This window comes from Pokkaliibacter sp. CJK22405 (genome assembly GCF_046614695.1).
Taxonomy (GTDB): Bacteria; Pseudomonadota; Gammaproteobacteria; order Pseudomonadales; family Balneatricaceae; genus Pokkaliibacter.
In genome coordinates this window covers 348,957-375,596 of record NZ_JBKKHQ010000001.1, presented here as the reverse complement: position 1 = coordinate 375,596, position 26,640 = coordinate 348,957, and the positions used below count along the sequence as shown (strand labels likewise).

The 26,640-nt window shown below is 52.3% G+C and carries 20 protein-coding genes and 1 tRNA gene; 15 read left to right on the top strand and 6 right to left on the bottom strand.

Annotated features, from left to right (window positions below):
- Nucleotides 1-130 precede the first annotated feature (130 nt).
- A complete protein-coding gene (prpC, locus tag ACKC9G_RS01705; protein ID WP_411403201.1) occupies nt 131-1,258 on the top strand; it encodes a 2-methylcitrate synthase in 1,128 nt (375 codons plus the stop codon).
- A gap of 67 nt (nt 1,259-1,325) precedes the next feature.
- Nucleotides 1,326-2,813 (top strand): bifunctional 2-methylcitrate dehydratase/aconitate hydratase, encoded by a 1,488-nt coding sequence (locus tag ACKC9G_RS01700; RefSeq protein ID WP_411403200.1) that lies wholly within the window; start codon nt 1,326-1,328, stop codon nt 2,811-2,813.
- A 182-nt stretch (nt 2,814-2,995) separates the two neighbouring features.
- On the opposite strand, the gene ACKC9G_RS01695 is transcribed toward ACKC9G_RS01700, so the two are convergent.
- Nucleotides 2,996-3,072, bottom strand: a tRNA-Pro gene (locus ACKC9G_RS01695).
- A 597-nt stretch (nt 3,073-3,669) separates the two neighbouring features.
- On the opposite strand from ACKC9G_RS01695, the gene ACKC9G_RS01690 reads away from it, so the two are divergent.
- From ACKC9G_RS01690 to ACKC9G_RS01680, 3 genes are all read left to right on the top strand, one after another.
- Nucleotides 3,670-4,002 (top strand): hypothetical protein, encoded by a 333-nt coding sequence (locus tag ACKC9G_RS01690; protein ID WP_411403199.1) that lies wholly within the window; start codon nt 3,670-3,672, stop codon nt 4,000-4,002.
- Nucleotides 4,003-4,069: 67 nt separating this feature from the next.
- Entirely contained in the window at nt 4,070-4,453 is a 384-nt protein-coding gene (locus ACKC9G_RS01685; RefSeq protein WP_411403198.1) for a DUF2185 domain-containing protein, read from the top strand.
- 108 nt (nt 4,454-4,561) lie between these two features.
- Nucleotides 4,562-5,047, top strand: coding sequence for a LexA family protein (locus ACKC9G_RS01680; protein WP_411403197.1), 486 nt, complete (start codon nt 4,562-4,564; stop codon nt 5,045-5,047).
- Between the two features lie 20 nt (nt 5,048-5,067).
- On the opposite strand, the gene ACKC9G_RS01675 is transcribed toward ACKC9G_RS01680, so the two are convergent.
- The 4 genes from ACKC9G_RS01675 to ACKC9G_RS01660 all read right to left on the bottom strand — a co-directional run bounded on the left by ACKC9G_RS01675 (nt 5,068) and on the right by ACKC9G_RS01660 (nt 12,520).
- A complete protein-coding gene (locus ACKC9G_RS01675) occupies nt 5,068-6,708 on the bottom strand; it encodes an electron transfer flavoprotein-ubiquinone oxidoreductase (protein ID WP_411403196.1) in 1,641 nt (546 codons plus the stop codon).
- A gap of 787 nt (nt 6,709-7,495) precedes the next feature.
- Nucleotides 7,496-8,809: an isocitrate lyase gene (gene aceA, locus ACKC9G_RS01670; protein WP_411403195.1), complete on the bottom strand. Its 1,314-nt coding sequence runs from the start codon at nt 8,807-8,809 to the stop codon at nt 7,496-7,498.
- Nucleotides 8,810-9,000: 191 nt separating this feature from the next.
- Complete coding sequence (aceB, locus tag ACKC9G_RS01665; protein WP_411403194.1) at nt 9,001-10,602, bottom strand: malate synthase A; 1,602 nt, start codon at nt 10,600-10,602, stop codon at nt 9,001-9,003.
- 733 nt (nt 10,603-11,335) lie between these two features.
- The gene (locus ACKC9G_RS01660) at nt 11,336-12,520 is read right to left on the bottom strand and encodes a JmjC domain-containing protein (protein ID WP_411403193.1); all 1,185 of its coding nucleotides are present in this window, start codon (nt 12,518-12,520) and stop codon (nt 11,336-11,338) included.
- 517 nt (nt 12,521-13,037) lie between these two features.
- Here ACKC9G_RS01660 and ACKC9G_RS01655 point away from each other — a divergent pair.
- The 9 genes from ACKC9G_RS01655 to ACKC9G_RS01615 all read left to right on the top strand — a co-directional run bounded on the left by ACKC9G_RS01655 (nt 13,038) and on the right by ACKC9G_RS01615 (nt 23,472).
- Nucleotides 13,038-13,310 (top strand): lipid asymmetry maintenance protein MlaB, encoded by a 273-nt coding sequence (locus ACKC9G_RS01655; RefSeq protein WP_411403192.1) that lies wholly within the window; start codon nt 13,038-13,040, stop codon nt 13,308-13,310.
- Between the two features lie 108 nt (nt 13,311-13,418).
- The gene (locus tag ACKC9G_RS01650; protein WP_411403191.1) at nt 13,419-13,781 is read left to right on the top strand and encodes a response regulator; all 363 of its coding nucleotides are present in this window, start codon (nt 13,419-13,421) and stop codon (nt 13,779-13,781) included.
- Nucleotides 13,782-13,786: 5 nt separating this feature from the next.
- Nucleotides 13,787-15,994, top strand: a complete 2,208-nt coding sequence (locus ACKC9G_RS01645; RefSeq protein WP_411403190.1) for a chemotaxis protein CheA — start codon at nt 13,787-13,789, stop codon at nt 15,992-15,994.
- 21 nt (nt 15,995-16,015) lie between these two features.
- Nucleotides 16,016-16,531 carry a chemotaxis protein CheW gene (locus tag ACKC9G_RS01640; RefSeq protein WP_411403189.1) on the top strand — a complete coding sequence of 172 codons (516 nt, stop codon included), beginning with the start codon at nt 16,016-16,018 and terminating at the stop codon, nt 16,529-16,531.
- 58 nt (nt 16,532-16,589) lie between these two features.
- On the top strand, nt 16,590-18,902 hold the full coding sequence (locus tag ACKC9G_RS01635) for a methyl-accepting chemotaxis protein (protein ID WP_411403188.1): 2,313 nt from the start codon (nt 16,590-16,592) through the stop codon (nt 18,900-18,902).
- 38 nt (nt 18,903-18,940) lie between these two features.
- Nucleotides 18,941-19,822 (top strand): CheR family methyltransferase, encoded by an 882-nt coding sequence (locus ACKC9G_RS01630; RefSeq protein ID WP_411403187.1) that lies wholly within the window; start codon nt 18,941-18,943, stop codon nt 19,820-19,822.
- 35 nt (nt 19,823-19,857) lie between these two features.
- Complete coding sequence (locus ACKC9G_RS01625) at nt 19,858-20,913, top strand: protein-glutamate methylesterase/protein-glutamine glutaminase (RefSeq protein WP_411403186.1); 1,056 nt, start codon at nt 19,858-19,860, stop codon at nt 20,911-20,913.
- A 44-nt stretch (nt 20,914-20,957) separates the two neighbouring features.
- The gene (locus tag ACKC9G_RS01620) at nt 20,958-22,166 is read left to right on the top strand and encodes a methyl-accepting chemotaxis protein (RefSeq protein ID WP_411403185.1); all 1,209 of its coding nucleotides are present in this window, start codon (nt 20,958-20,960) and stop codon (nt 22,164-22,166) included.
- 352 nt (nt 22,167-22,518) lie between these two features.
- Nucleotides 22,519-23,472 (top strand): bile acid:sodium symporter family protein, encoded by a 954-nt coding sequence (locus tag ACKC9G_RS01615; protein WP_411403184.1) that lies wholly within the window; start codon nt 22,519-22,521, stop codon nt 23,470-23,472.
- A gap of 98 nt (nt 23,473-23,570) precedes the next feature.
- Here ACKC9G_RS01615 and ACKC9G_RS01610 read toward each other — a convergent pair whose 3' ends face one another.
- A complete protein-coding gene (locus ACKC9G_RS01610) occupies nt 23,571-25,022 on the bottom strand; it encodes a tetratricopeptide repeat protein (RefSeq protein ID WP_411403183.1) in 1,452 nt (483 codons plus the stop codon).
- Between the two features lie 224 nt (nt 25,023-25,246).
- Between ACKC9G_RS01610 and gor the strand changes: the two genes are divergently transcribed.
- Entirely contained in the window at nt 25,247-26,599 is a 1,353-nt protein-coding gene (gene gor / locus ACKC9G_RS01605; RefSeq protein ID WP_411403182.1) for a glutathione-disulfide reductase, read from the top strand.
- Nucleotides 26,600-26,640 lie beyond the last annotated feature (41 nt).

Sequence of the window (26,640 nt, the reverse complement as noted above, 5' to 3'; positions counted from 1 at the left end):
ACTCTGGATTGTGCTTGTCGGCGCTCTCTGGAGTGACCAGAAATACCCTAAGTAATCCATCAAGTGGAATTGCTCGTCCTGAACGAGCTGCTGTTTTCACTATCATCGCAACAATAATAAGGAGCGGATGATGGCTGATTCCAAAGTTCTGAGTGGCGCGGGTCTTCGCGGGCAGGTCGCTGGCGAGACGGCATTATGCACCGTGGGCAAGTCTGGTGCAGGCCTGACTTATCGCGGCTATGACATCAAGGTTCTGGCTGAGGAAGCAAGCTTTGAGGAAGTCGCCTATCTGTTGTTATACGGCCACTTGCCCAATGAAGCGGAATATCATGAGTACCTGAAGCGGCTGCAAGGTTTGCGACGACTGCCTGATACATTGCTGGCGATCCTGGAGCAAATCCCGGCCAGCGCCCATCCCATGGACGTCATGCGTACCGGGTGTTCGGTGCTGGGTAATCTTGAGCCGGAGCAGGACTTCTCCGAGCAGTTGAATGTCGTCGACCGGATGCTCGCAGCCTTTCCGGGCATCATTAACTACTGGTACCGCTACTCACATGATGGCGTCCGCATTGAGACCCACACCACAGAGCCCAGTCTTGCTGCCCACTTCCTGCATTTACTCCACGACAAAACTCCGGATGCGCTGTCCGTCAGTGTGATGAATGCATCACTCATTCTCTATGCCGAGCATGAGTTCAATGCCTCCACCTTTGCAGCGCGCGTGTGTGCTTCCACCTTATCGGACATGTTTTCATGTATTACCGCTGCTATTGGAACGCTTCGAGGCCCGCTGCATGGTGGTGCCAACGAAGCGGCAATGGCAATGATCAAGGACTGGAAATCTCCGGAGCAGGCTGAACGTGAGCTACTGGGCATGCTGGCACGTAAAGAGAAAGTGATGGGCTTCGGTCACGCGATTTATCGGGAGAGTGATCCGCGTAATGCCATCATCAAGGCATGGTCGGAGAAACTATCGAATGCGGTGGGGGATCAGGTGCTGTACCCGGTGTCGCTTCGCTGTGAAGAGGTGATGTGGCGGGAGAAAAAGCTCTTCTGTAATGCGGATTTCTTTCACGCTTCGGCCTATCACTTTATGGGGATTCCGACACCGCTCTTTACCCCCATCTTTGTCTGCTCGCGCCTGACGGGCTGGGCTGCCCATGTGATGGAGCAGCGCAGTAACAACCGTATTATTCGGCCCAGCGCCGATTACACCGGTCCTGAGACTGCCGCCTGGGTTCCCATGAAAGCCCGCTAACTATTTTTTATTGTCATTCGTTGGTCAAGGTCTGCCTGCCGGGCAGCTAAAAGAATAAGGACAAGTCATGAGTGCCACCTTTGATGTCAGTAACCGCCCTGAGCCTGATGAGTTGCTGGTTCAGATTGCCGATTATGTTGATCAGTTCGAAATCCAGAGTGATGAAGCTTATCGTACCGCACGTCATACCGTGATCGATGCACTGGGATGCGGCTTGCTGGCGCTTCGTTTCCCGGAATGTACCAAGCACCTTGGCCCTGTTGTGCCGGGCACAGTGGTTCCCAATGGTGCACGCGTACCTGGTACTAACTATGTGCTGGACCCGATCAAGGCGGCATTTGATATTGGCTGCATTATCCGTTGGCTGGACTACAACGATACCTGGCTGGCGGCAGAGTGGGGACATCCTTCCGATAACCTTGGAGCAGTACTGGCAGTAGCGGATTACCTGAGCCGTCAGCGTATTGCCAACGGTGAGGCGCCCCTAACGATGAAGGCAGTACTCACCGCGATGATCAAGGCGCATGAAATTCAGGGTGTGCTGGCCCTCGAAAACTCATTCAACCGCGTGGGGCTGGATCATGTGGTGCTGGTGAAAGTCGCCTCGACGGCGGTCGTGACCAAGCTTCTTGGCGGCAGTCGCGAACAAATCATTGATGCGCTATCGCAGGCATGGGTTGATGGTCAGGCTCTTCGTACCTATCGGCATGCACCCAATGCGGGATCGCGAAAATCCTGGGCCGCTGGGGATGCCACTTCCCGGGCGGTCAGGCTGGCGATGATCACGATGAAAGGGGAGATGGGCTTGCCCTCTGTGCTCACGGCGCCGCAGTGGGGTTTTTATGATGTGCTCTTCAGCAAGACCAACAAGGATCAGAAGCTGAAACCAGAGCACGAACGTGCCTTTAGCCTGCCGCAGGCATTTGGCAGCTATGTGATGGAAAACGTGCTCTTCAAGATTTCCTTCCCGGCAGAGTTCCATGCGCAAACCGCTGCAGAAGCGGCCATGACATTGCACCCGCTGGTCAAAGACCGTCTGCACGAGATTGAGAAGATTCAGGTGAGAACTCATGAGTCGGCCATCCGTATCATCTCCAAAGTGGGGCCGATGGCGAACCCCGCTGACCGTGATCATTGCTTGCAGTACATGATTGCCGTGCCCCTGGCGTTGGGAGCATTGAAGGCGGAGCACTATGAAGACAGCTTCCATCAGGCAAATCCCATCATTGATAAGCTGCGTGAGAAGATGGTGATTGTCGAGGATGAGCGGTACAGCCGCGAGTATCTGGAATCAGACAAGCGTTCTATTGCCAATGCCATCACGGTTTTCTTTACGGACGGCACCTCCACGGAGGAGATTGCGGTGGAGTACCCCATCGGTCATCGCCGCCGCCGCGACGAGGGCATTCCTCTGCTTGAGGCCAAGTTCCTGGATAACCTTCGCACTCGATATCCCGAATGGCGTTGTCAGAAAATTCAGCAGCTTTGTCTTGATCAGCATGCCTTTGAGAATACGCCAGTGAATATCTTTACAGAAATGCTATTCGTTGACTAAGCAATGAATTTTGAAAGTCGATTCATCAATCCTGTGTCACTAATTAATTAAGCGAAAGTCTGGGGTAGAATTGGAAATTCGTTGCTTAGGCGATGATTTTTTAAATAAATGCTCGAATAGTTGGAATTGATTATCAATTAAAAAAGCCGGTACGCATTAAGCGACCGGCTTTTTGTTATTCATGGTCGGAGAAACAGGATTCGAACCTGCGACCCCTGCCTCCCGAAGGCAGTGCTCTACCAAACTGAGCTATTCTCCGATAATTCATTTAGCTGTCGTTTATATATTCAGCAGGGCTATTCAGCTACTGAACTAACGTCATGTATTGGCGCCATAGGTAAAAGATGAAGCCGACCGGAGGCTTTGTTGTGTTGTAAAAGTGCCGTTTTACCTACGTTGGGCGTACTCAGGCCTGACCTTAAAAGATGCAGACTTCCACGACTTTGGCCGTACTTTACTTGCTCTTTGAGAACGGCTTATGAAATCCTGTTCCAGTGTATAGCGCTAGGATATTGATTTTTAAAGGGTCTTCTTGAAGGGAATAGTAGATTTTTCTTGCAAGTATAAGGATATTCCTTATAAGCTCTGGCTGGTTAAAGTTTGAGTAGCTGTTTACCTGAGATTGATTATCAAGTTGATTTGTAGGGAAAAGCGCACTCTAACGTCAGAATAGCCATTTAAGATTCCTAACTTCGTGCACAGTCTAGAGTGGACTGTGAACAAATACTATGATCTCTAAGCGCCAGGGAAATCCTTTTATCTATTCGTTAATTGGATGGCGACTAATAAGAACGAAGGCAAATTCTGCCGTCGACAGGGATCGTCGTAGTTATTGACCCTGTAGAAGGATTGAATTGTGCGCCGTAATAAAAAACTCCAGCACTTTGTTGAGATTGCGACCCTTTTAACCGAAGAGGGCATTCTTACCCTTCATGCCTCCCTGGTCATTTCCTATTTGATGGAACAAGAACAGGCGCTGATGCGTGAAATGATTGCGCAAACGGGTTTATCTCGTCGAGGTCTTGAAAAAATTCTGGCGAATCTCTCCAGTAAAGCTCTGGCAGAAAAACTCCAGATCGAAGAAACCGTACCTGAAGGTAACACGTCCGGCCGGGGTGATCGTATCGCCTGGCGTCTGACCGAAGCCTTCAAGTCCAAGGTCGGCTATCGCATCAGCCTGATGAAATAGCGGCGGGTTTCCTCAGCTGTAGCTCGGGGGTATAGTACCCCCGCAACAGCATCTAAAGGTAATCACCGTGGACTCCACTGAAAAAGGCCAGACTAAACAAGGCTTCCTCGCTCTGGTTTCTTCCCTGTGTTTCGGGGATGACGCCTGTCCAATTCGCTTCATGTATAAAACCGTTCCTGCCCACCTGAATGATACCGGGTGGCGTATGTATTCCGGTTATGAAACCCCGGAGCAGCTTGAAGATCCGGAGTTCATGACGGTTTATCCGGTTGCTGCCCTTCGTGCCAATGACAACTCTCTTGAAGCACTGCTGGAATACAATGCCGGCACTGTCTGGGAGCGTCTTCCCGGAGCCGAGTGGGAGCGCGTGCATGATTTTAAAATCCCCAGTGATCATGTTGCCGTATGGGTCTCCAATGATGTGGATGACGCCCAACACCTCAACTCCTGAGTATCCTGCACTTTAGTTCCGTTAACTGTATTTATATACAGTTCTCTGGACAGTCTTTTTTGATGCTGTATATTTGTCCAGTAATTGTCGAGATTACGGGAGGCAACTATGCAGCAATCTCTACTTCCCACTCTGGAACCAGCACTTACTGGCCGTAAAAATACGCGCCCTCGCGTCCGCTCATCGCGGCTTCTTCCTGATGCTGCCTGGATTAAACCTGATCAGTTAACGCTGGCGGTATTCAGCAGTGAGGGCGTTGAAGATGACGGCTCATTACCCGAAGTCCCCTGTAGTGACCTGCTGTGCCGTGACCGGCATGACTTTCTCTACGAAGCCTTTGATCGGGTCCTGCCATCAGGAATCCAGTTTGCCGATACGCTCATTATTAATGGGCGACTACAACCGCAGTCGGGTGATGTGGTCCTAGTTCGACTGGAAGAGGATACATTGCTTCGCCAGTACCATTACGCCAATGGTGAAATCATTCTGACCACTGGGGTAGAGGACAGTGCTGAGCACGCCATCAAGCTTGATCGTGACACCGTATTCCATGTTCTTGGCGTGGTAACCCGGATTATCCGTAGTCTGCGTTAGATCGGCGGACCGGAGTGGGCTTACATGGATGGATAGTTTGGCCCGCCGCCGCCTTCAGGGGTTACCCAGCGAATATTTTGTGATGGGTCTTTGATATCACAGGTTTTGCAGTGCAGGCAGTTTTGCGCATTGATCTGAAAGTGTCTCCCCTCAGCACTTTCTGTTATTTCGTAGACGCCAGCAGGGCAGTAACGCTGAGCGGGTTCATCAAAATCCACCCAGTGTTGTCCCAGAGGCAGGTCTGGGTTATGCAGCTGCAAATGGCACGGCTGATCCTCCTCATGGTTGGTGTTGGAGAGATAAACCGAGGAGAGTTTGTCGAAGCTCAGTCCGCCATCGGGTTTGGGATAGGTAATCGCACTGAATTCCTGTTTGTCCCTGAGGGTGAGGTGGTCTGCTGTAGAGTCTTTGATAGTGAAAGGCAGTTTGCCGTTTAAACGCTGATCCAGCCAGTTAAAGGCGCCACCGAACCATGTGCCGAGCTTATGCAGTGCTGGTCCAAAGTTACGCGCCTGATAAAGCTCCTGACCTGCCCAGCTGGCTTTGAAATCGTCATCAAAAGAGGGCGTTGAATCGAGAGCCGCATTGGTATCGCTCAGCTGGCGGTGCAGTGTTTCTGCAGCCACCATTCCGGATTTCATGGCGGTATGAATGCCCTTAATTTTGGCGAAGTTCAGAGTACCTGCATCACAGCCGATGAGTAAGCCGCCCGGAAACGTTAAGCGTGGCAGGCTGTTCCAGCCTCCTTTGGCAATGGCTCTGGCGCCATAGCAGAGCCGCTGACCGCCGGAGAGGCTTTTACTGATCTGCGGATGATGTTTGAAGCGCTGGAACTCTTCATAGGGATTGAGATAGGGATTGGCATAGTTCAGGTCAGTAATCAGCCCGACGACGACTTGACGGTCATTCACATGGTACATAAAGCCGCCGCCACTGGCGTCATGCTCCTCCAGTGGCCAGCCTGCGCTATGGAGAACGCGTCCGGGCTGATGTTGGCTCTCGGGGATTTCCCAAAGCTCCTTGATGCCTAAGGCGTAATGCTGGGGGCTGGTGTTTTGATCCAGTGAGAAAGTTCGAATGACTTCCTGACCCAGATGACCACGAGCACCTTCAGCCAGCAGGGTGGCGGTAGCACGAATCTCCATCCCCGGGGTAAAGGAGCTTTTGGGCTGCCCGCTATGATCGAGCCCAAAGTCTCCTGTGGTAATGCCACGAACCTGATCATCCTCCAGAATCAAGGCGTGGGCAGGAAAGCCCGGAAACACCTCAACACCCAGCGCCTCAGCCTGCTCGGCCAGCCAGCGCACCCAGATACCCAGGCTTATGAGCAAGTTGCCCTCATTATGCATGGGCTTGGGGATTAGCCAGTGGGGAAGACTGGTACTGGCAGAATCAGAGCGAAACCAGTGCATTTCATCCTGAGTGACAGGTGTAAAGGCAGGAGGTTGTCGCGATTGCCAGTCAGGGAAAAGCTCATTCAAGGCCTTTGGGTCGAGAATGGCCCCTGACAACGTATGGGCACCAATTTCTGAGCCTTTTTCAACGACGCAAACGCTGAACTCAGGCTCAGGGCGTAACTGCTTGAGGCGGCAAGCGGCACCTAACCCGGCAGGCCCGGCGCCAACAATGAGCACATCTACCGTGAGGACTTCTCGTTCCATGGGCAAGCATCCTGATTATTGTTATAGACGTAGTCGCTTTTAATGGAGCAAATGTGAGGCGTGAATGATGATCCTGTTGGGTTAAATCTAGGCGTTGGTACGGCTTCTCTCAATGACCATTTCTGCCTTGGCTGATAACAAAAAAGCTTAAAGCATAGATTTTGCGCAAAAGAGTATTGGCGTCGGTGGTGGATCTTACGTAGGGCGTTAAAGGCGTGGTTTAGCGCGCAACAGAAGGGTTAGATACAAAATGATAAAATCCATAAGTCAACCCTTGACACCGCATTTTATCCACTCGTTTTCAGAGGCGCTGGTTATATCCTGACCGGCATCACAAAAAATACTGGCCACTTGTTCAAAAATGCGGTTGTTCCTCTCTGGAGCAAAAAAAACGTGGCTAAGTTATTGTTTTTACGTTGTTTTAAAATTGATCAAAAAATGATCAATCTGTGAGGGGTAGCAGTATTTAAAGGCTCAGATGACGTATCCATAACCCTTTCCACAAGGTTATCCACACGATTTTTGGATAACGTCCGCAAGGCTAGTAACCATGCGGCCTTGAGCAAATCCTGAGGTTTCGTAAATCTCTGTGAATAAAAAAAGGCCCCAATCTGGGGCCTTAAAAATGCAGAGTGAACCAAGCTTTGTCACGAATATGACAGACGATAACAGGATCAATTTGTCCAGTTGTACGTCTAAAGTCGTAGGTGGTGACTAACCTGACATCTGATCAGTAAGGCGCATTCTAACTATCAGACGTTGCGCCATGCTGGTCGACAGAATGTGCTCAGGCAAACTGGGCTTCCTCGGTTGATCCCTTAAGCGCAGTGACGGAGGAAACGCCCCCCTGAATCACGGTGGTAATATCATCAAAGTAGCCGGTGCCGACCTCCTGCTGGTGAGCAACGAAGGTGTAACCATTGCTGGCCGCTGCAAATTCAGGTTCCTGAACCATATTCACATAGTGTTTCATGCCTTCGCCCTGAGCGTACTGATGTGCCAGGTTGAACATGTTGAACCACATGTTGTGTATACCTGCCAGCGTGATGAACTGGTATTTGTAGCCCATCTCAGACAGTTCTGCCTGGAAGCGCGCAATCGTGGCTTCGTCGAGATTTTTCTTCCAGTTAAAGGAAGGTGAACAGTTGTAGGCCAATAGCTTGCCGGGATACTGGCGATGAATGGCTTCAGCAAAGCGGCGCGCCTCTTCCAGATCAGGCTTCGCAGTTTCACACCAGATCATGTCGGCATAGGGTGCATACGCCAGACCGCGTGCAATGGCCTGATCCAGTCCTGCCTTGGTACGGTAAAAACCTTCAGCTGTCCGCTCTCCGGTGATAAAGGGACGGTCGTACTCATCGCAATCTGACGTTATCAGGTCGGCTGCGTTAGCGTCAGTGCGCGCCAGAATCAGGGTGGGAACACCGCATACATCGGCCGCAAGGCGGGCAGCCACCAGCTTCTGAACCGCTTCCTGTGTAGGCACCAACACCTTGCCACCCATATGACCGCATTTCTTGACGGATGCCAGCTGGTCTTCAAAATGTACGCCTGAAGCACCGGATTCAATCATCGCCTTCATCAGTTCAAACGCATTCAGTACACCGCCAAAACCGGCCTCTGCATCCGCCACGATGGGCGCGAAGTAGTCGATGTAGTCAGGATGACCGGCTTCAATACCGCGCTGCCACTGGATCTGATCGGCGCGACGAAAGCTGTTATTAATGCGGCTGACCACATTGGGTACCGAGTCAACAGGGTAGAGTGACTGGTCAGGGAACATGCCCATATAGGAGTTGTTATCTGCCGCGACCTGCCATCCGGAAAGGTAAATGGCCTCAATACCGGCTTTCACCTGTTGCATGGCCTGTCCGCCGGTCAGAGCGCCGAGGCAGTTAACATAGCCCTTACGCGCTTTACCATTGACGAGTTCCCAGAGTTTTTCTGCACCCTGACGAGCCAGTGTTAGCTCCGGAGTAACAGAACCGCGAAGGCGCACGATATCCTCAGCAGAATAGGTACGGTAGATGCCTTCCCAGCGCGGGTTGGTTTCCCAGTCGTTTTTGATTTGTTGTACTTGTTCCTGGCGATTCGGTTTCATGGCGTTTACCTCATTTTTATCGTTGTTTTCGTCACAACCTTCAGTCAAAGAGTCGCTCAATACAGCTGACCGCAAAGGTTCAGGGCGAAGGTTTTAGGGCGCAGTTTTCTGGCGCATTGCTCCTGGCAATCCGCAAAGGGTCAGGTTCGGGAAGGCTGCACCTGCCGGGATGCAGCCGTTAATCCGGTTTGTTAGTCCAGCAGGACGTAACCGGGCAGGGTCAGGAATTCCACCAGATGGTCATCCGTGGTCAGCTGATCCAGCAGGGTCAGAGCCTTATCGTAAGGCTGACTTTGCCAGGCCATCTCACCGACTTCCTGACGAACAATCGCTGATTCTTCGCGCAGACATTGGCGGAAAAGACTCACGGTAACAGTGCGGCCATCATTGAGCTGGCTTTCATTTTGAATCCACTGCCAGATGGAGGTGCGGCAAATCTCGGCAGTGGCAGCATCCTCCATCAGCCCGTAGATCGGCACGCAGCCATTACCGTTAAGCCAGGAGGCGATGTAGCGCAGGGCCACTCGGATATTGGAGCGAAGGCCACGCTCGGTGCGCTCACCTTCACTGGGCTGCAGCAAATGACGACAGGTGATGGGTTCATCCTTGTCACGCTTCACATGAAGCTGGTTATGATGCTCGCCGAGAGCCTCATCAAAGACCTCACGGACCAGTCCGGCAAGGCCCGGATGAGCAACCCAGGTGCCATCATGACCATTACGGGCTTCGCGCTGCTTGTCCTGACGCACTTTCTCCATGACCTGCTGGTTCACGGCCTCATCCTTATTGGGAATAAAGGCCGACATGCCGCCCATCGCAAAGGCGCCGCGTTGGTGACAGGTACGGATCAACAGGCGTGAGTAAGCATCCAGGAAAGGCTGGCTCATAGTGACGCTTTCACGATCAGGCAGGACACGGTCACCATGGCGGCGAAGGGTCTTGATGTAGCTGAAAATATAGTCCCAGCGTCCGCAATTCAGGCCGACGATATGGTCGCGCATGGCGAAGAGGATCTCATCCATCTGAAACGCCGCAGGCAGTGTTTCAATCAGCACCGTCGCGCGGATGGTGCCGGTAGGCACGCGGTAGTAGTGCTCAGTAAAGTGGAAAATATCACTCCACCAGGCGGCCTCGAGATGGCTTTCGAGTTTGGGCAGGTAATAGTACATACCGGTGCCACGTTCCTGACGAGCCTTGAGGTTGTGATGGAAGTAGAGCGCGAAATCCATCAGGCAGCCGGGAATCGCATGGCCTTTATGGCGCATGTGCTTCTCTGGCAAATGGATGCCGCGAACCCGGGTAATCAGCATCGCGGGCTTGTCTTGCAGGCGATACTCTTTACCGGTTTCAGGATGGGTGTAGCTGATAGTGCCGCGATTGGCATCGCGAAGATTAATCTGGCCTTCGATCATGCCATCCCAGGTGGGAGACTGGGCATCCTCAAAGTCTGCCATGAAAACATTCACGTCAGCATTTAAGGCGTTGATCACCATCTTGCGTTCAACCGGCCCGGTGATTTCAACACGGCGGTCCAGCAGGTCTTCAGGAATCGGCGCCACTTTCCAATAGCTCTCACGGATGTCCTGAGTTTCCTTGTCGAAGTGTGGAAGCACGCCTTCATCGGCCATTCGTTGACGCTGATGACGAAGCTCCATCAGCTCGTTATAGCGTGGCATAAACTCCTGAACCAGCGCGCCAAGAAAAGCCATGGCGTCGCGGTCGAGGATGGTTTCGTAGCCCGTTTTCATAGGGCCTGTCATGGTCAGACTGTGCAGGGGTTGTTGAGCGGTCATAATCAGGACCTCGATTCTTTGTAATTATTGGTCTGCGATGCAGGTGAATCTCGGTTGGGTCTCTATGCGGCCAGGTTAAGTCCGATTCGCTCAGGTGAGTGGGTAGCTTGCCTGAGGCCCTGTCTTCGTGAGATGCGAAGGAGGGCGAACCCGTTGAGGCAATCATGGTGGTGACTGAAAAGACCGTCAAAGTAATTTTCCGCGACGCAGCAAAAGGGTAGGGAGACTACCTTGCCAGAAGATACTTCCTTGTAGTCAGACTACAGATTTGAGCAGGTTTACGTGGCTAAGAATTGAGCACTGGCGTGGCTTATAGCTTGAGTGGGAGTTTGACAAGGTAATATTCAACGGGTTTTTGACGCTATCTTTTTAAGAACTTACAAGGAATATATTCAGACCTTGATAGCAGAAAATGATCTAAAAAACCCATGAACGAATTACTCGCCTCGCTGCACCGCAAAACAGCTGAAGTAAGCCTGCTAAACGCATGATTAGAAAGCGCTTTTGGGAAGGTAGTATTTTTCCCTGAGGAAAAATCAGCGGTTTTGTTTCGTTGCTGCGTAATAGTTCATTGTGCAGTTGCAGCGTACGACTTTAGGCCAAAGTCAGACGTGTTCACGAGTGTAATAAGACTGAGTGTGAGGCATTTCTGGTGTTGTCAGGCAATAAAAAACGCCCGGAAAGCTGCTGCCTTGGGCGTTTTGATCAATACTCAACAGCGCTTAGGCCCTGTTCAGCCGTCCAGATTTTCCAGGTAGAGGGAACCCTGGTTGTACAGAATCTGCAGCATGGCCTGAGCTGCGGGGTCATTCAGTAGTGCAACAAGCTTCGCGCCTTCAAGTTCACGCTGATGGCAAAGCTCTTGTACAAAGCTGACCGCAGCTGGAGGGCAAGGGAAAGAAGCGCCATCGGCAAAGAGTGTGACACCGCCATCACCTACGGCTGTCCAGGCAAAACGGCAGCCTTCGGTACGGCGCAGAACCGCTCCCTCCTGCAGCATTTCAACCAGGGTCTCGGCATCCATTTCTTCTTCAGGAGCCGGATCAATCTCGGCGTACTTAGGCTCTGTCATTGCTTTACCAAACCACTGAGCGAGATTCTCTTCCTTCTCGATAGAAGCAATCAGCTGGGCTTTGAGCTGAGCGATAGCTGCTGCAGAAATCTCGCCGCTGTTGGCCTGAAGTGCCAGATTGGCATCGGCATAGCGCTGTTCGGGAAGCATACGCTCACCCAGATAATCGGTGTAGTCGCGAAGAATTTCCTGCATTGACGGAGCGCGGAAACCTACGGAATAGGTGATGCAGTCATCGCCAACAGCGGTGCCGTTATGGCCGACACGGGGCGGCAGATAAAGAATGTCGCCTGCATTCAGTTCAACCACTTCTTCAGGCGCCCAATCCGCAATAATTTTAACGGGCAGGTCAGGTTTCAGCTCACTGTGGCTATCGAACAGACCGCCGTACTCCCAGCGGCGCGTTCCCTCAGCCTGCACCAGGAAAACATCGTAGTTGTCGTAATGAGCGCCAACACCACCTTCATCAACGGCATAGCTGATCATTAGGTCATCCATGCGCCAGGAAGGCACAAAACGGAATTTATCAAGAAAATCGGCGGCTTCAGGCAGCCAGTGATCCACGGCCTGAACCAGCAACGTCCAGCCTTTTTCCGGCAATGAGCCAAAGGCGTCATCATCGAATGGTCCATGCTTCAGCTGCCAGGAGTGTCCCTGTTGCTCACCGATCAAAAGACGGGATTCCACCTCTTCCTCACAAGCCAGACCTGCTAACTCATCAGCACTCAGTAGTGGCTCAAAATCCGGCAGGGCATTACGGATAACGCAGGGCTTCTTGTGCCAATACTCCTTGAGAAAAGTCTCGATCGGCATATCGCCAAGATGGGTAAGAGGTGCGTGATTCATGAGTTTTATGCATCCGTAACGCTGAAATAGGGACTAACGCAGAAGGCGCCAATAATAACGGCAAAGGCTCCTGAACTCATCCACTACAACGCTTTACGCATTCTCAAGAAGGGCTAACTGAATTTTATTCATGCTTATCAATGTCGAGCATCAAGGATTGTAGCTTTTCCTTGTAGGGATATTCCTAGGGGAAAGTGTTGCAAAACATAGGGATATAGAGGGATGGCGCCATAATTTCACCTTGTTGACGCCAAATTGCTTGTCCTGTTTATTTAATGTTCTTTTGATATATATTGAGTATATCGTGACAATCAAGACAATAATAATTTTTGCAACTTCCATTAGCTCCACTATGTTTAGGGAGTAGCAGGTTTTAAGCGGCGATCAGACGCCTTGTATTAGCAGCTTCTAATGGATGCAAGTCTTAACCGGGTTGAGGCCAGCAGGAAGCAAAACAACATGAGACATTCTCTCCAAGTCGTCTGATCTGGGTCACAGCAAAGTGCAAGGAACCACCATGAGCCATGCTTCAGCACAACTTCCTGAACAGCTGACCATCAGCCATGTGGCTGAAACCTGGTCAGTGCTGATTCCCCTGTTAGAGAACGCTTCCTCTATTGAGATCGATTGCGCATCGGTCGCGATGGTGGATTGCGCTGGCCTGCAATTACTTCTGGGGCTTAAGCATTACTGCGAAGGTTCAGGGAAGACACTGACGCTCAGCGCTGATCATCAGAACGTGATTGGCGATAAGGCACAAATGCTCGGTATTGCAGCATTAGCACACTGACGCAGCCGACTCTGCGGACGTCATCTGACAAGGAAATCGCAGTAAAACTATAAGACAACGACTTTAGCGATTATCACAAACCCACATGCTTTCATCTGGAGAAATCCTATGCCTTCTATCCTCGTAGTCGATGATTCCGCATCCCTTCGAAGCATGGTGAGCTTCACGCTAAAGCAACAAGGCCATACGGTGACCGAAGCCGATAATGGCCGTGATGCACTGTCCAAAATTCAGGGTAATAAGTTCGATCTGGTGCTGACGGATGTGAACATGCCAATCATGGATGGTATTACCCTCTGCGCCGAGCTTCGCAAGCTTCCCGCCTTCAAGTTCACGCCCATTCTGATGCTCACCACAGAAAGCTCATCCGACATGAAGCAAAAGGGGAAAAGCGCCGGTGCCACCGGTTGGCTGGTGAAGCCCTTCAACCCGGATACGCTGATCAGCACCATTAAGCGCGTCGTGGGTTAAGCGCCATGAGTATTGATCTCGAACAGTTCATCCCGACCTTTATCGAGGAAAGCCTGGAAGGCCTTGAACTCATGGAATCTCGCTTGCTCAATCTGGAGCAGAGTGATGATCCGGATGAACTCAATGCCATTTTTCGGGCGGCTCACTCTATTAAAGGAGGTGCCGGAACCTTCGGCTTCAGTGAGATCAGTGATTACACCCATCTGGCAGAAACACTGCTGGATGAGATGCGTGCGGGTATACGGCCCGTAACCTCAGACGTCACCGAAGCACTGCTTCAGTCTGCAGACTGTATCCGCCTCATGCTCGAGTCCCTTGATGGCCTGGGCGATGAAGCGACAGGGAAAATTGAAGCCTCGAAAGCGCGGATGCAGCAGCTTTTGGATGGAGGCGCTGGTTCTGCTCACTCAACGGATGACAACAGCGACACACTGACGCCGGCAATGGAAGGTGGCAGCTCAGAGGGAGATGGCTCAGCCGCTGGCCCTTCAGGTTTTCACATTACTTTTATTCCCGAGCCCCATCTTTTACAGACCGGCAATGACCCTGCTTTTTTAATTGATGCTCTGCGCTCATTGGGTGAACTGCATGTTGATGAGGTCTCGGGTCATTGGCCTGAGAGTCTGGCGGAGTTTGACCCTGAGTCCTGCTATTTGCGCTGGCAAATGCGCTTGTTCAGCGAGTGTGCCGAGTCCGATATTCGCGAGATCTTTGAATGGGTTGAAGATGACTGCGCACTGATTATCACGCCGTTAGACAATACCCACGCTGATGCTGTTGTGGCTGCAGACGACACTTCGGAAGAGGCGAGTCATTCTGCCCCCACTGAGAAGCAAGAGGTTAGCGAAGCGCCTGTGGCAGAGATTACTGACAACTCTGCGTCGGTGCCATCGGCTGCCGTGGCTGTTAATAACACCACACCGGAGACGGTGGTAAAAAGCGATATTGAAGAGGGTAAAGCCCCAGCAGCAGCGGCTACTAAATCGGCTTCACCAGCTAAAGGTAAATCCGCTGAAGCGGCCAGTTCTATTCGGGTCGGGATCGACAAGATTGACGCACTGATTAACCGCGTCGGTGAGCTGGTGATCACCCAGTCCATGCTGGGCCAGGTCAGTTTTGAAATGAGTGATGTCAATCACCCCGCCATGGAAAAGCTGATCGCTAATCTCTCCTTGCTTGAGCGCAATATGCGCGACTTGCAGGAGGAGGTGATGCGCATCCGCATGATGCCGATTGCCTCGATATTCAATCGCTTTCCGCGCCTGGTACACGATGTCAGCAAGCAGTTGGGTAAACAGGTGGAGCTGGTCATTTTCGGTGAACAGACCGAGCTGGATAAAACCGTCCTTGAGAAGATTGGCGATCCTCTGGTTCACCTGATTCGTAACTCGCTGGACCATGGCCTTGAGCCGACCGAAGAGCGTATCGCACTGGGTAAACCTGAGATGGGTACGGTCTCATTATCGGCGAGCCAGCAGGGTGGACACATCCTGATTGAAGTCACCGACGATGGCCGCGGGCTTAATCCACAAAAACTTCGCAGCAAAGCGATTGAAAAAGGGCTGATCAGCGAAGAGCAGAACCTGACGGATGATGATCTTCGCCAGCTGATTTTTATGCCCGGATTCTCCACCGCCGCCAAACTCAGCGACATTTCCGGCCGTGGTGTTGGCATGGATGTGGTGCGTAGAAACATTGAATCACTGGGCGGTGATATCAGTATTCATTCCCAGATTGGCAAGGGCACCACGCTGTCGATTCGCCTGCCACTGACTCTCGCCATTCTTGATGGACAGCTCATTCGTGTTGGCGATCAGATTTACATCATTCCGCTGGTTTCCATTGTTGAGTCTATCCAGCTGCGCCAGGCCGATATCAACAAAATTGCCGGTAGCCGCTGCCTTTATCAGTTCCGCCAGGACTACATCCCTCTCGTTGATATTCAGCGCTTCTTTGGCAACACCGGTATTGAAGAAAGTGCGAAGCCACTGCTGGTGATCGTTGATGCTGGCGGTCGCAAAGTCGGCTTGCTGATTGATGAGCTTCAGAGCCAGCAGCAGGTGGTGGTGAAGAGCCTGGAGGCTAACTTCAAGAAAGTCATCGGCGTTGAGGGCGCGACTATCCTCGGTGATGGCAGCGTTGCCCTGATTATCGATATTACCAGCCTGTGCCGGGAAGCTCTGGCACAGCCTTCACTTAAAGCCGTCAGTTAAGGTCGGAGCAGGAGACAGACCATGTCACAAGTGGCGACATCCTTGGATCGGCAAGATGCCAACGGACTGGGCACAGATCATGAGCAATTTCTCACTTTTCGTCTGGAGGATGAGGAATATGCCGTCGATATCCTGCGGGTACAGGAAATCCGGGTATGGACTCCGGTGACCAAGATCCCTAATTCACCGCGCTATCTGAAGGGGGTGCTGAACCTTCGCGGCACCATTATTCCGATTATCGATCTGCGCACACGGTTTGCACTGATGGAGCGCGACTATGGCCCGCAAACTGTCGTGGTCATCCTCAAGGTGAACAGTGGTGATCAGACCCGTGTGATGGGGATAGTGGTCGACTCTGTTGAAGAAACCTATGCCGTTGACCCTGCGTCAATTCATGCTGCTCCGCACGTCGGGGATGTGATTGATGCCGAGTTTATTCGTGGGCTGATTTCCGTCGATAACAAGATGATTGTGCTGCTTGATGTCGACAAATTGCTGAATTCTGCCGAACTGGCGATTGATGATCTGATTGAGTGATACCGACCGGGGGTTATCTATGACAAACAACAAGACACAAACTCCGGAAGCAAACCGGATGGTAACGAATGAGATCATCGCTCGCCTCGATCTCAAGGGAAATCTGACCTATGTGAATCAGGGCTTTTGTCAGGTGACAGGCTATGACGCCAAATCCCTGATGGGCAACAGCATGGAGCTGGTTCGTCACTCTGATGTTCCGGCCGGATTGTACGAGCAAATTTGGAGCAGCCTGCAAATGGGCCGCCCCTGGGAGGGCGTGACCAAAATTCAGACCAAGTCCGGAGGCGAAGCCTGGCTCAAGGTGAATGTGGTGCCTGCGACGACTAATGGCCGGGTCACGGAGTACATCTATGTGGCCACTATGGCGACGGATGAGCAGATTCGTGGGACAGAAACACGTTTTTCACGAATCCGTCAGGGATCGGCAACCCTGACCAATCCCAAGGATGTGCTCTCCAAAAATCTTATGAAGCAGTGGTATATCAATCTTGCGGCTGTGGTTGTGCTGGCCATTGTTATCACTATTGCCACTGTCGAGTTGCTGCCGCCTGAATGGCTGGAGGCCGTGGTTTTCCTGTCGTTGGGTGTTTTTGCCTTCCGCGTTAATCAGTTGATGACCCGTCAGGTCAAAGGCATCAATGAAATCGCTCAGGCGATGACTGAAGTCGCGGAGGGAGACTACTACCGCGAAATTGACACCATGCAGTCCGGTGAAATTGGTGCACTAAAACGCAGTTTGAAAGCGCTGGGTACGAAACTCGGTTTTGAGATCGCCTATGCGACTGAGCGCAATAATGAGATGACACGTATCAAGCAGTCACTGGATAACGTGACCTCGAACGTGATGCTCGCCAACGAGAACAACATCATCATCTACTGCAACCGTGCTGTGAATACCATGCTGAAGCGTGCCGAGAGCCAGATTCGCAGGGATTTGCCGCATTTCAATGTGGATACACTGGTGGGGGCTAATATCGATGTTTTCCATAAAGATCCTTCCCATCAGCGCCGGATGCTTTCTGCACTGAGTACGACCTTTCGCACCAAAATCGCTGTGGGCGGGCGTAATTTCTCCCTCACGGCCAATCCCGTCAATGATGAAAGCGGTAACCGTCTGGGAACAGTCGTTGAATGGGAAGACGTCACTGAGCAGATGCGCGCCGAACGTCAGATTGAAGACCTGATTGCGCGCGCTTCCCAGGGTGAGCTGGATGAGCGCCTGAAGCCTGAAGAATATGAAGGCTTTATGGGCAATGTCGCCGGGGGCATCAACAAGCTGTTGGATGCGGTGGTCGAGCCCATGAGTGAGGTACGTCGTGTGCTGATCTCCATGTCTCAGGGGGATGTGAATCAGCGGATGGAAGGGGTGTATAAAGGCGACTTCCTTGAAGTCAGTAATGCACTGAACTCCTCCATGGAACGCATCACCCAGCTGGCAATGGATATCAAGGCCGCTGGCGACACCATTACGGCGGGCGCTTCTGAAATTGCTCAAGGTAACGTGACCTTGTCGCAGCGCACTGAGGAACAGGCGGCGAGTATCGAGGAAACCTCTGCCAGTATGGAGGAGATGACCGGCACAGTGCGCCGTAATGCCGATAATGCTCAGGAAGCCAGTCTGCTTGCTGCCGAAGCCAAAAAACTGGCAGAAGAGGGTGGCGGCATTTCTTCTAAAGCCGTGGTTTCCATGGGGTCAATTAGCCAGTCATCCTCGCGCATTTCCGACATCATCGGTGTTATCGATGAGATTGCCTTCCAGACCAATCTGCTGGCCTTGAACGCAGCCGTTGAGGCTGCCCGCGCCGGTGAGCAAGGCCGAGGTTTTGCGGTGGTGGCTTCAGAGGTGCGCAGCCTGGCACAGCGCAGTGCTACAGCCGCCAAAGAGATCAAGCAGCTCATCAATGAAAGCGTGAAAACCGTGGCCGAAGGGGCTTCCTATGTGGATGAGTCCGGTAAGTCATTACAGCGGATCATTGATTCGGTGGAGCGCGTGAGCCAAATCATCAGCGAAATCGCCATTGCCTCCCAGGAGCAGGCGACCGGTATTTCTCAGGTCAATGTCGCTATCACACAGATGGATGAGGGCACCCAGCAAAATGCGGCATTGGTGGAGGAAGTCGCGGCGGCATCAGAGTCCATGGCTTCTCAGGCCCAGGGGCTGCAGACGCTGGTTAGCTTCTTCAAACTTGGGGAGATGGACGATGACTTGATGCACGCCCCACATGTTCCCGCTGCCAGAAAGGCGAGTACGCTGAGTGCTTCGCCCAAGTATGAAAAGCCCAAAGCAGCCAAGCCTGCTGTCACCGAGAAGCCCGTCGAGCGGCCTAAAATGAAAGTGGAAGCCCATGATGAATGGGAAGAGTTCTGATCTTGGCTACTGCCATTTCCCAAGCGGTAGGAGCAAGCATGACAGATCAGCAGCCCCCTGCTGGCAAGGGACAGCCGCCTTCAGCTCATGGGCCTCGTGCCCATGAGTTTGCCCTTGAGCGCAGCGATTTTGATGAGCTGCGCCGGTTGCTCTATGACCATGCCGGTATCCAGCTGGCAGATTACAAAATGGATATGGTCTACAGCCGGCTGGCCAGAAGGTTAAGAGACAGAAAACTGGGCTCTTTCAAAGCCTACGTTGCCTTGCTGCGAGTGGATGCGGATGAGTTTGTTCAGTTCATCAATGCGATGACGACCAATCTCACGGCCTTCTTTCGTGAGAAGCATCATTTTGACTACCTGCAACAGCACACGATTCCCCAGTTTCATGCGCGGGGGCGTCATCAGATTCGTGCCTGGTCGGCGGGTTGCTCCTTTGGTGCTGAGCCTTACACGCTAGCCATGACTTTGCGAAGCCATCCGCGGATTGATACCCGACAGTGGGATATACGCATCACTGCATCTGACATTGATACCCGGGTGCTGAAAAGTGCTGAAGACGGTGTCTACGATGAAATGCAGGTGTTGGACTTACCGGCGGATTTGCGCCAGCGCTGGTTCTGGCGTGGGAAAGGCGGGCAATCCGGCAAGGTGAAGGTGAAGGATGAGTTGCGTCATCTTATCGACTTTCGCGCTATCAATCTCATCAAGCATTGGGATCTTGGCGCGACGATGCACTTTATCTTTTGCCGGAATGTGATGATCTACTTCGATAACGCAACACAAGAGCGTTTGCTCAACCATATGGCTGACAGTCTGGAAGACGGTGGTCTGCTCTTTGTCGGACATTCGGAAGCACCGGGGAGGCTAACCGACCGCTTTGAACTGATTGGCAAGACGATATACCGCAAACGCTATTAAAAGCCCTGTATCCGCTCAGATGTGAGAAAGCGCCCATGGCCAAGATCAGAGTAATGGTGATTGATGACTCGACAGCAATTCGAGGCTTGCTGAAAAGCATCATTCAGGAAGACCCCGAGCTTGAGTGGGTCGCGGAAGCCGCCGACCCCTATGAAGCTCGTGAGCTGATCAAGTTTTACAATCCGGACGTCCTGACCCTGGATGTCGAAATGCCGAAAATGGACGGCCTGACTTTTCTGCGAAACCTGATGCGCCTGCGGCCCATGCCGGTGATCATGTTATCGACACTGACAACCGAAGGTGCTGATGTCGCCATGAAAGCACTGGAAATCGGTGCTATTGATTGTCTGGCCAAACCCCGGATGAGCCATCCCAGTTTTCTTGAGCGCTTCACTCTGGAGCTGAACTCCAAGCTTAAGGTGGCGGCCAGCTCCAAGCGCCATGTGCTGCGTAATAAAAAACTGGCGGAGACAGCGCTTTATCGCTGGGAATGTCCTGAACAGCTGCAGAATACCCAGCTACTGGCGATCGGTGCCTCGACCGGCGGCACAGAAGCTATCAAGGATGTTCTGATGGCGCTGCCTGAGAGTTCTCCTCCTATCGTGATCACCCAGCACATTCCTGCGATATTCAGCGCACGCTTTGCCAATCGCCTCGATAAGTGCTGCCGTATTCGCGTGCATGAGGCAAAGAATAATCAGTTGGTGGAGCCGGGGAATGCCTATATTGCCCCGGGGGATTTTCACCTGCGTATTGAGCGCCAGGGCGGGAAGCTGTGGTGCCGGGTCGTTCAGTCCGAGCCCGTCAACCTGCATCGGCCATCGGTGGATGTCATGTTTCAGTCGCTGTTAGCACTGGACGTGACCCGAATCAGTGCCATGCTTCTCACAGGTATGGGGCGAGACGGGGCAGAAGGTTTGCTTGAGCTTCGTAAGAAAGGCGCCTTTACCCTCGCTCAGGATGAAGGTTCCAGCATGGTCTGGGGAATGCCCGGGGCTGCCGTCAAAATTGGCGCTGCAACGCGGGTGGTATCGCTGGAAGAAATGGCCAAAGCCGTGGTCTCGCACTGGCAGGGAATTAAAGCAGGCTAGGCCCTGGAAGGTACTGGCTTTCTGATATTGAAAGAGGAGAGGTTATGAAGGTTCGCGCTGCTGCATTAGTGTCTGCCATTTTATTGGTGGCATCTTTAGCCGTCATGAACCTCGCTGTTCCTGGCTGGATAAGCCAGGCCTGTGTGGGGCTGGCGTTAATCATTTCTCTTGTCATGCTGTTTATCGGGCCAGTGACGGGTGACGCAGAGACTGTACGCGAAAAAGCTGAGGACAAGCGTCCGAAAGAACAGTCTGGCAAAGAGAAAGCCTCTGGCATCAAAGCGGGTGATAAACCCGCATCAGCAGCCTCTGCTGCCAATGAGCTCAGTACCTTCTCGCCGCTTTTTACCGCTCAGGCCTCACTGATTGGCCAGGAGGTAACGCGTGTTAAAAGCCTGATTGGTGATGCGGTGCATACCCTTAATAGCAGCTTTCATCAACTTAATGAGCTGACCTCCCATCAGCGTGAAGTGCTGCAAACCGCGCTTTCCGCCAGTGGTCAGGGGCAGGGCGGCAGCATCGGCAGCTTTACTCATCAGGTTGCGGCGGTGTTTGAGGATCTGACCACTGCGTTGTCGCATATCGCTGAACACAGCCAGATGACGGTCAAGAATATCGACGAAATGATGGGCAAACTCGATGGAATCTTCCAGCTGCTGGAGAACGTCGAGAAGCTGGCAGAGCAGACTAACCTTTTGGCACTGAACGCCAGTATTGAGGCAGCGCGTGCCGGTGAGGCAGGGCGTGGTTTCGCGGTGGTTGCCGATGAAGTGCGTTCGTTGTCAGTCAGTTCGGCCAAGCTAAACAGCGAGATTCGCCAACGAGTGAATGACACCCGGACAACCATAGCGACGCTGCGAAGCAACGTTGAGCGGATGTCCAGCAGTGATACCACCGTGGCGCTGGAGAAGCAGGACTCCATGAGCAAAATGCTGCAGGATATTCGTCTTCTTAATGAGCAGATGAATACCCATCTTCAACGGGTGGCGGGTATTGAGGGCAGTATTTCCGATGCGGTGGATGCCGCGGTTCGATCCTTGCAGTTTGAGGATATCGCGACCCAGACATTGGGTGTGGCTGAAACCCATGTGGCCAATCTGAGTCAGATGGGTGGCGCACTGGCTGGCAAGAACAAGCCAAGCGCAGACATTCTTGTGGAGTGTCAGGAGTATCACAGTCAGTCCAAAGAGCGGGATAAGTATCGGCCTGTGAGCCAGCAAAATATGGAAGAGGGTGATGTAGAACTTTTCTAGATGCTCCACACCCTGAAAAAGACCGCCTCACTGGCGGTTTTTTTGTTTTAGGGGAGAGTAATTAATCCAGAGCATCAGACTGATGTTAACGCTACCATTGTTCTGATTGTTAACATGTGTTACCAATAACGCCCGCCGGTGATCCCGGCGTTCAATGACTGATTTCGACCAACAGGACGTTACAGGTGCTATCGAAGATCCGGGCTGCACTTGAACTGTCGAACCAGCCTCGCGTATCCCGCGTTTGCAACGCTACTCATTCAAAAAATGACAACAAGAATGGCTGGCCAGATCATTGTTTTGACTGGAATCCAGCACGAATGGACCTATTCCTGATCTACGGAGTCAATTCATGATCCTTCAGCTTTTCCCCTTATGGGCAATCCTGCTCTCATTGCTGGCCTTTTTTATGCCGGGTCTTTTTATTGACCTTAAGGCTCAGATCGTCCCACTACTCACTGTAATTATGCTGGCGATGGGCCTTACCCTTAGTCCACGTGACTTCATCAATGTCGCTAAAAATGGCAAGGCGTTGGGTGTGGGTGTCCTTCTGCAATTTATCGTCATGCCAGTAGCTGCCTGGCTGGTTGCTCACCTGATGGGCTTTGATACGGAGCTTACTGTTGGCATGCTGCTCGTCGGCAGTGTCGCTGGCGGAACGGCATCCAATGTCATGTGCTATCTGGCGAAAGGTGATGTCGCACTGTCGATCTCCATGACAGCCCTTAGCACCCTGATTGGTGTGGTGCTGACGCCAGTGCTTGTCAGCGCCATGATTGGACAGTCAGTGGATGTGCCGGTGATGGGCATGCTGATGAGCCTGATTAAAATTGTGTTTGTGCCGGTGGCTCTGGGGGTGGTGGTCAATGCACTGTCTCCACGCTGGATTCATAAGGCACTGCCGGCTTTGCCCTATGTTTCCATGATCGCTATCGTTCTGATTATCGCGACCGTGGTTGCTCTGAGCGCTGACAAGCTGGCAGACATCGGCCTGCCTGTCGCGGTCGCAGTTATCCTGCATAACTCTATCGGCTTGTTGCTTGGCTATTGGGTAACGCGCCTGCTTGGCTTTGATACCAAAGTCTGCCGCACTATCGCCTTCGAGGTTGGCCTGCAGAACTCAGGTCTTGCAACGGCGCTGGCAGTGAAGTTTTTCACTCCTATGGCGGCGTTGCCCGGAACGCTGTTTAGCGTCTGGCATAACGTTTCTGGTTCGCTGCTTGCCAGCTACTGGAGCAAACGCCCACTTCAGGATATGACTAAAATCGAGGATGAGGCCGCGCAGCAAGGCCCGGCAGTAGGCTGACCTGAAACGGTATCGCCAATCCCCTCAGTTGAGAAAAATAAAAAACCACCTTCGGGTGGTTTTTTATTGGGAGAGAAAAACTGAGTTATCGCTAAGCCTCAGGATTTAGGCAAGGGCGTTCCCGGTGGGTACTGTTCATTGATTTGCTTCACAATATTCTGGGCATCTTCATCGCCGTTCTTGGCGGCCAACCGGTAAAGCTCGATAGCCTTGGCGATATCACGCTTAGTGCCCTGACCATTCTGATAAAGAATCGCCAGATTCAGCTGAGCCCGGGCAAAGCCCTGCTGAGATGCCAGACTGTACCACTTAAAGGCTTCTTCATAGTTCTGCTCAGTGCCTTCGCCTTTCGCTGTCATCCAGCCGATATTGTACTGAGCGGCGGGCATTCCCTGATCGGCAGCCATCTTGTACCAGCGATATTCTTGCTCAGGGTCTTTACGTACCTGTGTACCAGAGCCGTACATTTGTCCCAGGGTAAATTGCGCATCGGCGATACCACGCTCGGCAGCCCGAGAGATCCAGCTCACCGCTTCTTCGGTATCCTGATCAACGATTTCGCCCTGCAGATAGAGTTGCCCCAGCCGGTATTGAGCAGGTGCGATGTTGTTCTTGGCTAATGCCTTCAGGGTCTTAAGAGCCTTTTCGGGCTGCTTGAGCGTACCGCTGCCTGTGATCTGCATTTCCACCAGCTGCATCGCGGCATCCACGTTGCCGAGATTGGCCCCTCGTTGATACAGGGCGTAAGCCGTTGCCGGGTTCTTCTTAACACCTACACCGTGCATATACAGAGAGGCCAGATTCATGATGGCGCCTTCATGCTTCTGCTCTGCGGCGGCCTTAAACCAGGTCGCTGCCTGCTGAGGGTTTGGCTTGGTGCCCACGCCCTGTAATGCCATAACGGCCGCATTAAACTGGGCGCTGGTGATGCCCTTATCAGCAGCTTTAGAGAAGTGCTTAAACGCTTGAGTGAAGTTTTTCTGCTGGTAGTAAAGCATACCAAGAGCATAATCAGCCTTGATAACGCCTTGTTTGCTGGATGAAAGAAAGAGTTTTTCTGCTTTATCAACACTAGCGGGAGTCGAAATGCCATTTTGGTACATCAAGCCAAGATTGAACTCGGCTTTGGCATTGCCGGTGGCGGCAGACTGGGAAAACCAGCGAAATGCGGCGTCAGGATCCTTTTTCGTTCCAAACCCAAAAAGTAAAATCTCACCAAGGTCAGCCTGTGCTTTGGCAACACCCCCGGTGGCTGCACGTTGAAGCCATGGCAGGGCGTTGGCGTAGTCCGGAGCATCCTTCGTCTTGGTTAGATACCAGTCCGCCATTCGTGCCTCAGCCTGAGGATCGCCCAGTGTGGCGGCTTCCTGATAGATAGACAGGGCTGTCTGAAAATCCTTACGGGCCAAAGCAAAATCACCCGCACTGACTTTATCTTTTGCCTGTTGCTGCTCTTTGGTAAGAGGCTTGGCAGGGGCGTCTGCAGCCTGCGCTGCCAGAAATGGACTGCTACTAAGTAGTGCTGCAAGAAATAGGGGAGCCGTCTTCATGAGGTTCCTGTCGTGTTCTGAATGCTTGAAATGTCCTTATGGGGTCTAACTATATCATTGATAAAGAGGGCTAATTTCACCAAAGGCATTTTTCCATGCAGAATGTTGGAACTTTTGTCTCAGGGTGTCGGGTGCTTGAGTGAGTGGTGATGCTGATTCATCGCTTGTATCAGTGAGAGCCGAGCCTTAAGAACTGGCCAGAAATTCGGTAAAAGGAGAGCAATGTGAGTAACTTTGATTATGACCTGTTTGTGATTGGCGCTGGCTCCGGTGGTGTACGTGCCTCGCGTATGGCTGCAGGTCTCGGCGCTCGCGTTGCTGTCTGTGAAGACCGTTACATGGGAGGCACTTGTGTGAACGTAGGCTGTGTTCCCAAGAAGCTTTACTCCTATGCGGCCCATTTCTCCCATGATTTTGAAGATGCTGCAGGCTTCGGCTGGCAGGTCGCAGAGCCCCACTTTCACTGGCCAACCCTGCGTGACAACAAGAAGAAAGAAATCAGTCGTCTCAATGGCATCTATCGCAAGATGCTTGGCAATGCCGGCGTTGAACTGATCGATGGTCGTGGCCAGGTCACCGGCCCAAACTCAGTGGAAGTGAACGGCCAGAGCTACACTGCAGAGCGTATTCTGATTGCGACGGGCGGCTGGCCTTTTGTGCCGGACGTTCCGGGCAAAGAGCTGGCACTGACCTCCAACGAGATTTTTGATATCGAATCCTTCCCCAGCCGGATCGTAATTGTCGGTGGTGGTTATATTGCCGTTGAGTTTGCCAGCATCTTTGCGGGCCTGGGTGCTGAAACGCATTTGTTGTATCGCGGCGATCTTTTCCTTCGAGGTTTTGATCAGGAAATCCGTGAGTACCTTGCGACTGAAATGAAAAAGAAAGGGGTGCAAATCCACTTCAATACCGATGTGGAGGCCTTGAGTGGCTCGCCCGGCAAAATCACGCTGAGTTTGGATAATGGTCAGGAAATGTCGGCTTCTCATGTGCTCTATGCCACAGGCCGAGTACCTAACACGGCCAAACTGGGCCTTGAGTCAGCAGGTGTTGAGCTGGACGACAAGGGCGCAATCAAGATTAATGACTGCTTCCAGACTAATGTCCCCTCCATCTATGCCTTGGGCGATGTGGTCGATCGGATTCAGCTGACACCGGTGGCACTCGCGGAAGGGACTTTCCTTGCTCATCATCTTTACGGTGAAGGACGTCCTGTGCCTGATTACACCAACGTGGCATCGGCAGTTTTCAGCCATCCGAATATTGGTACTGTAGGGCTGACAGAAGAGCAGGCTCGTGAGAAGTATGCTGATATCAGCGTTTTTGTCTCTGAATTTAAACCTATGAAGCACACCCTGAGCGGCAGCGATGAGCGTTGCCTGATGAAGCTCATTGTTGATAAGGCTACTGACAAGGTGGTGGGTGCTCATATGATCGGTGCCGATGCTGGCGAGCTGATTCAAGGAATTGCCATCGCTCTTAAAGCCGGGGCAACCAAAGCTGTCTTCGACAGTACGATTGGTATTCACCCCACCTCTGCAGAAGAGTTTGTGACCATGCGAACGGCCACACGCTAATCTGCAAATGAAGACTAGGGCTGCTTATCAAGCAGCCTTTT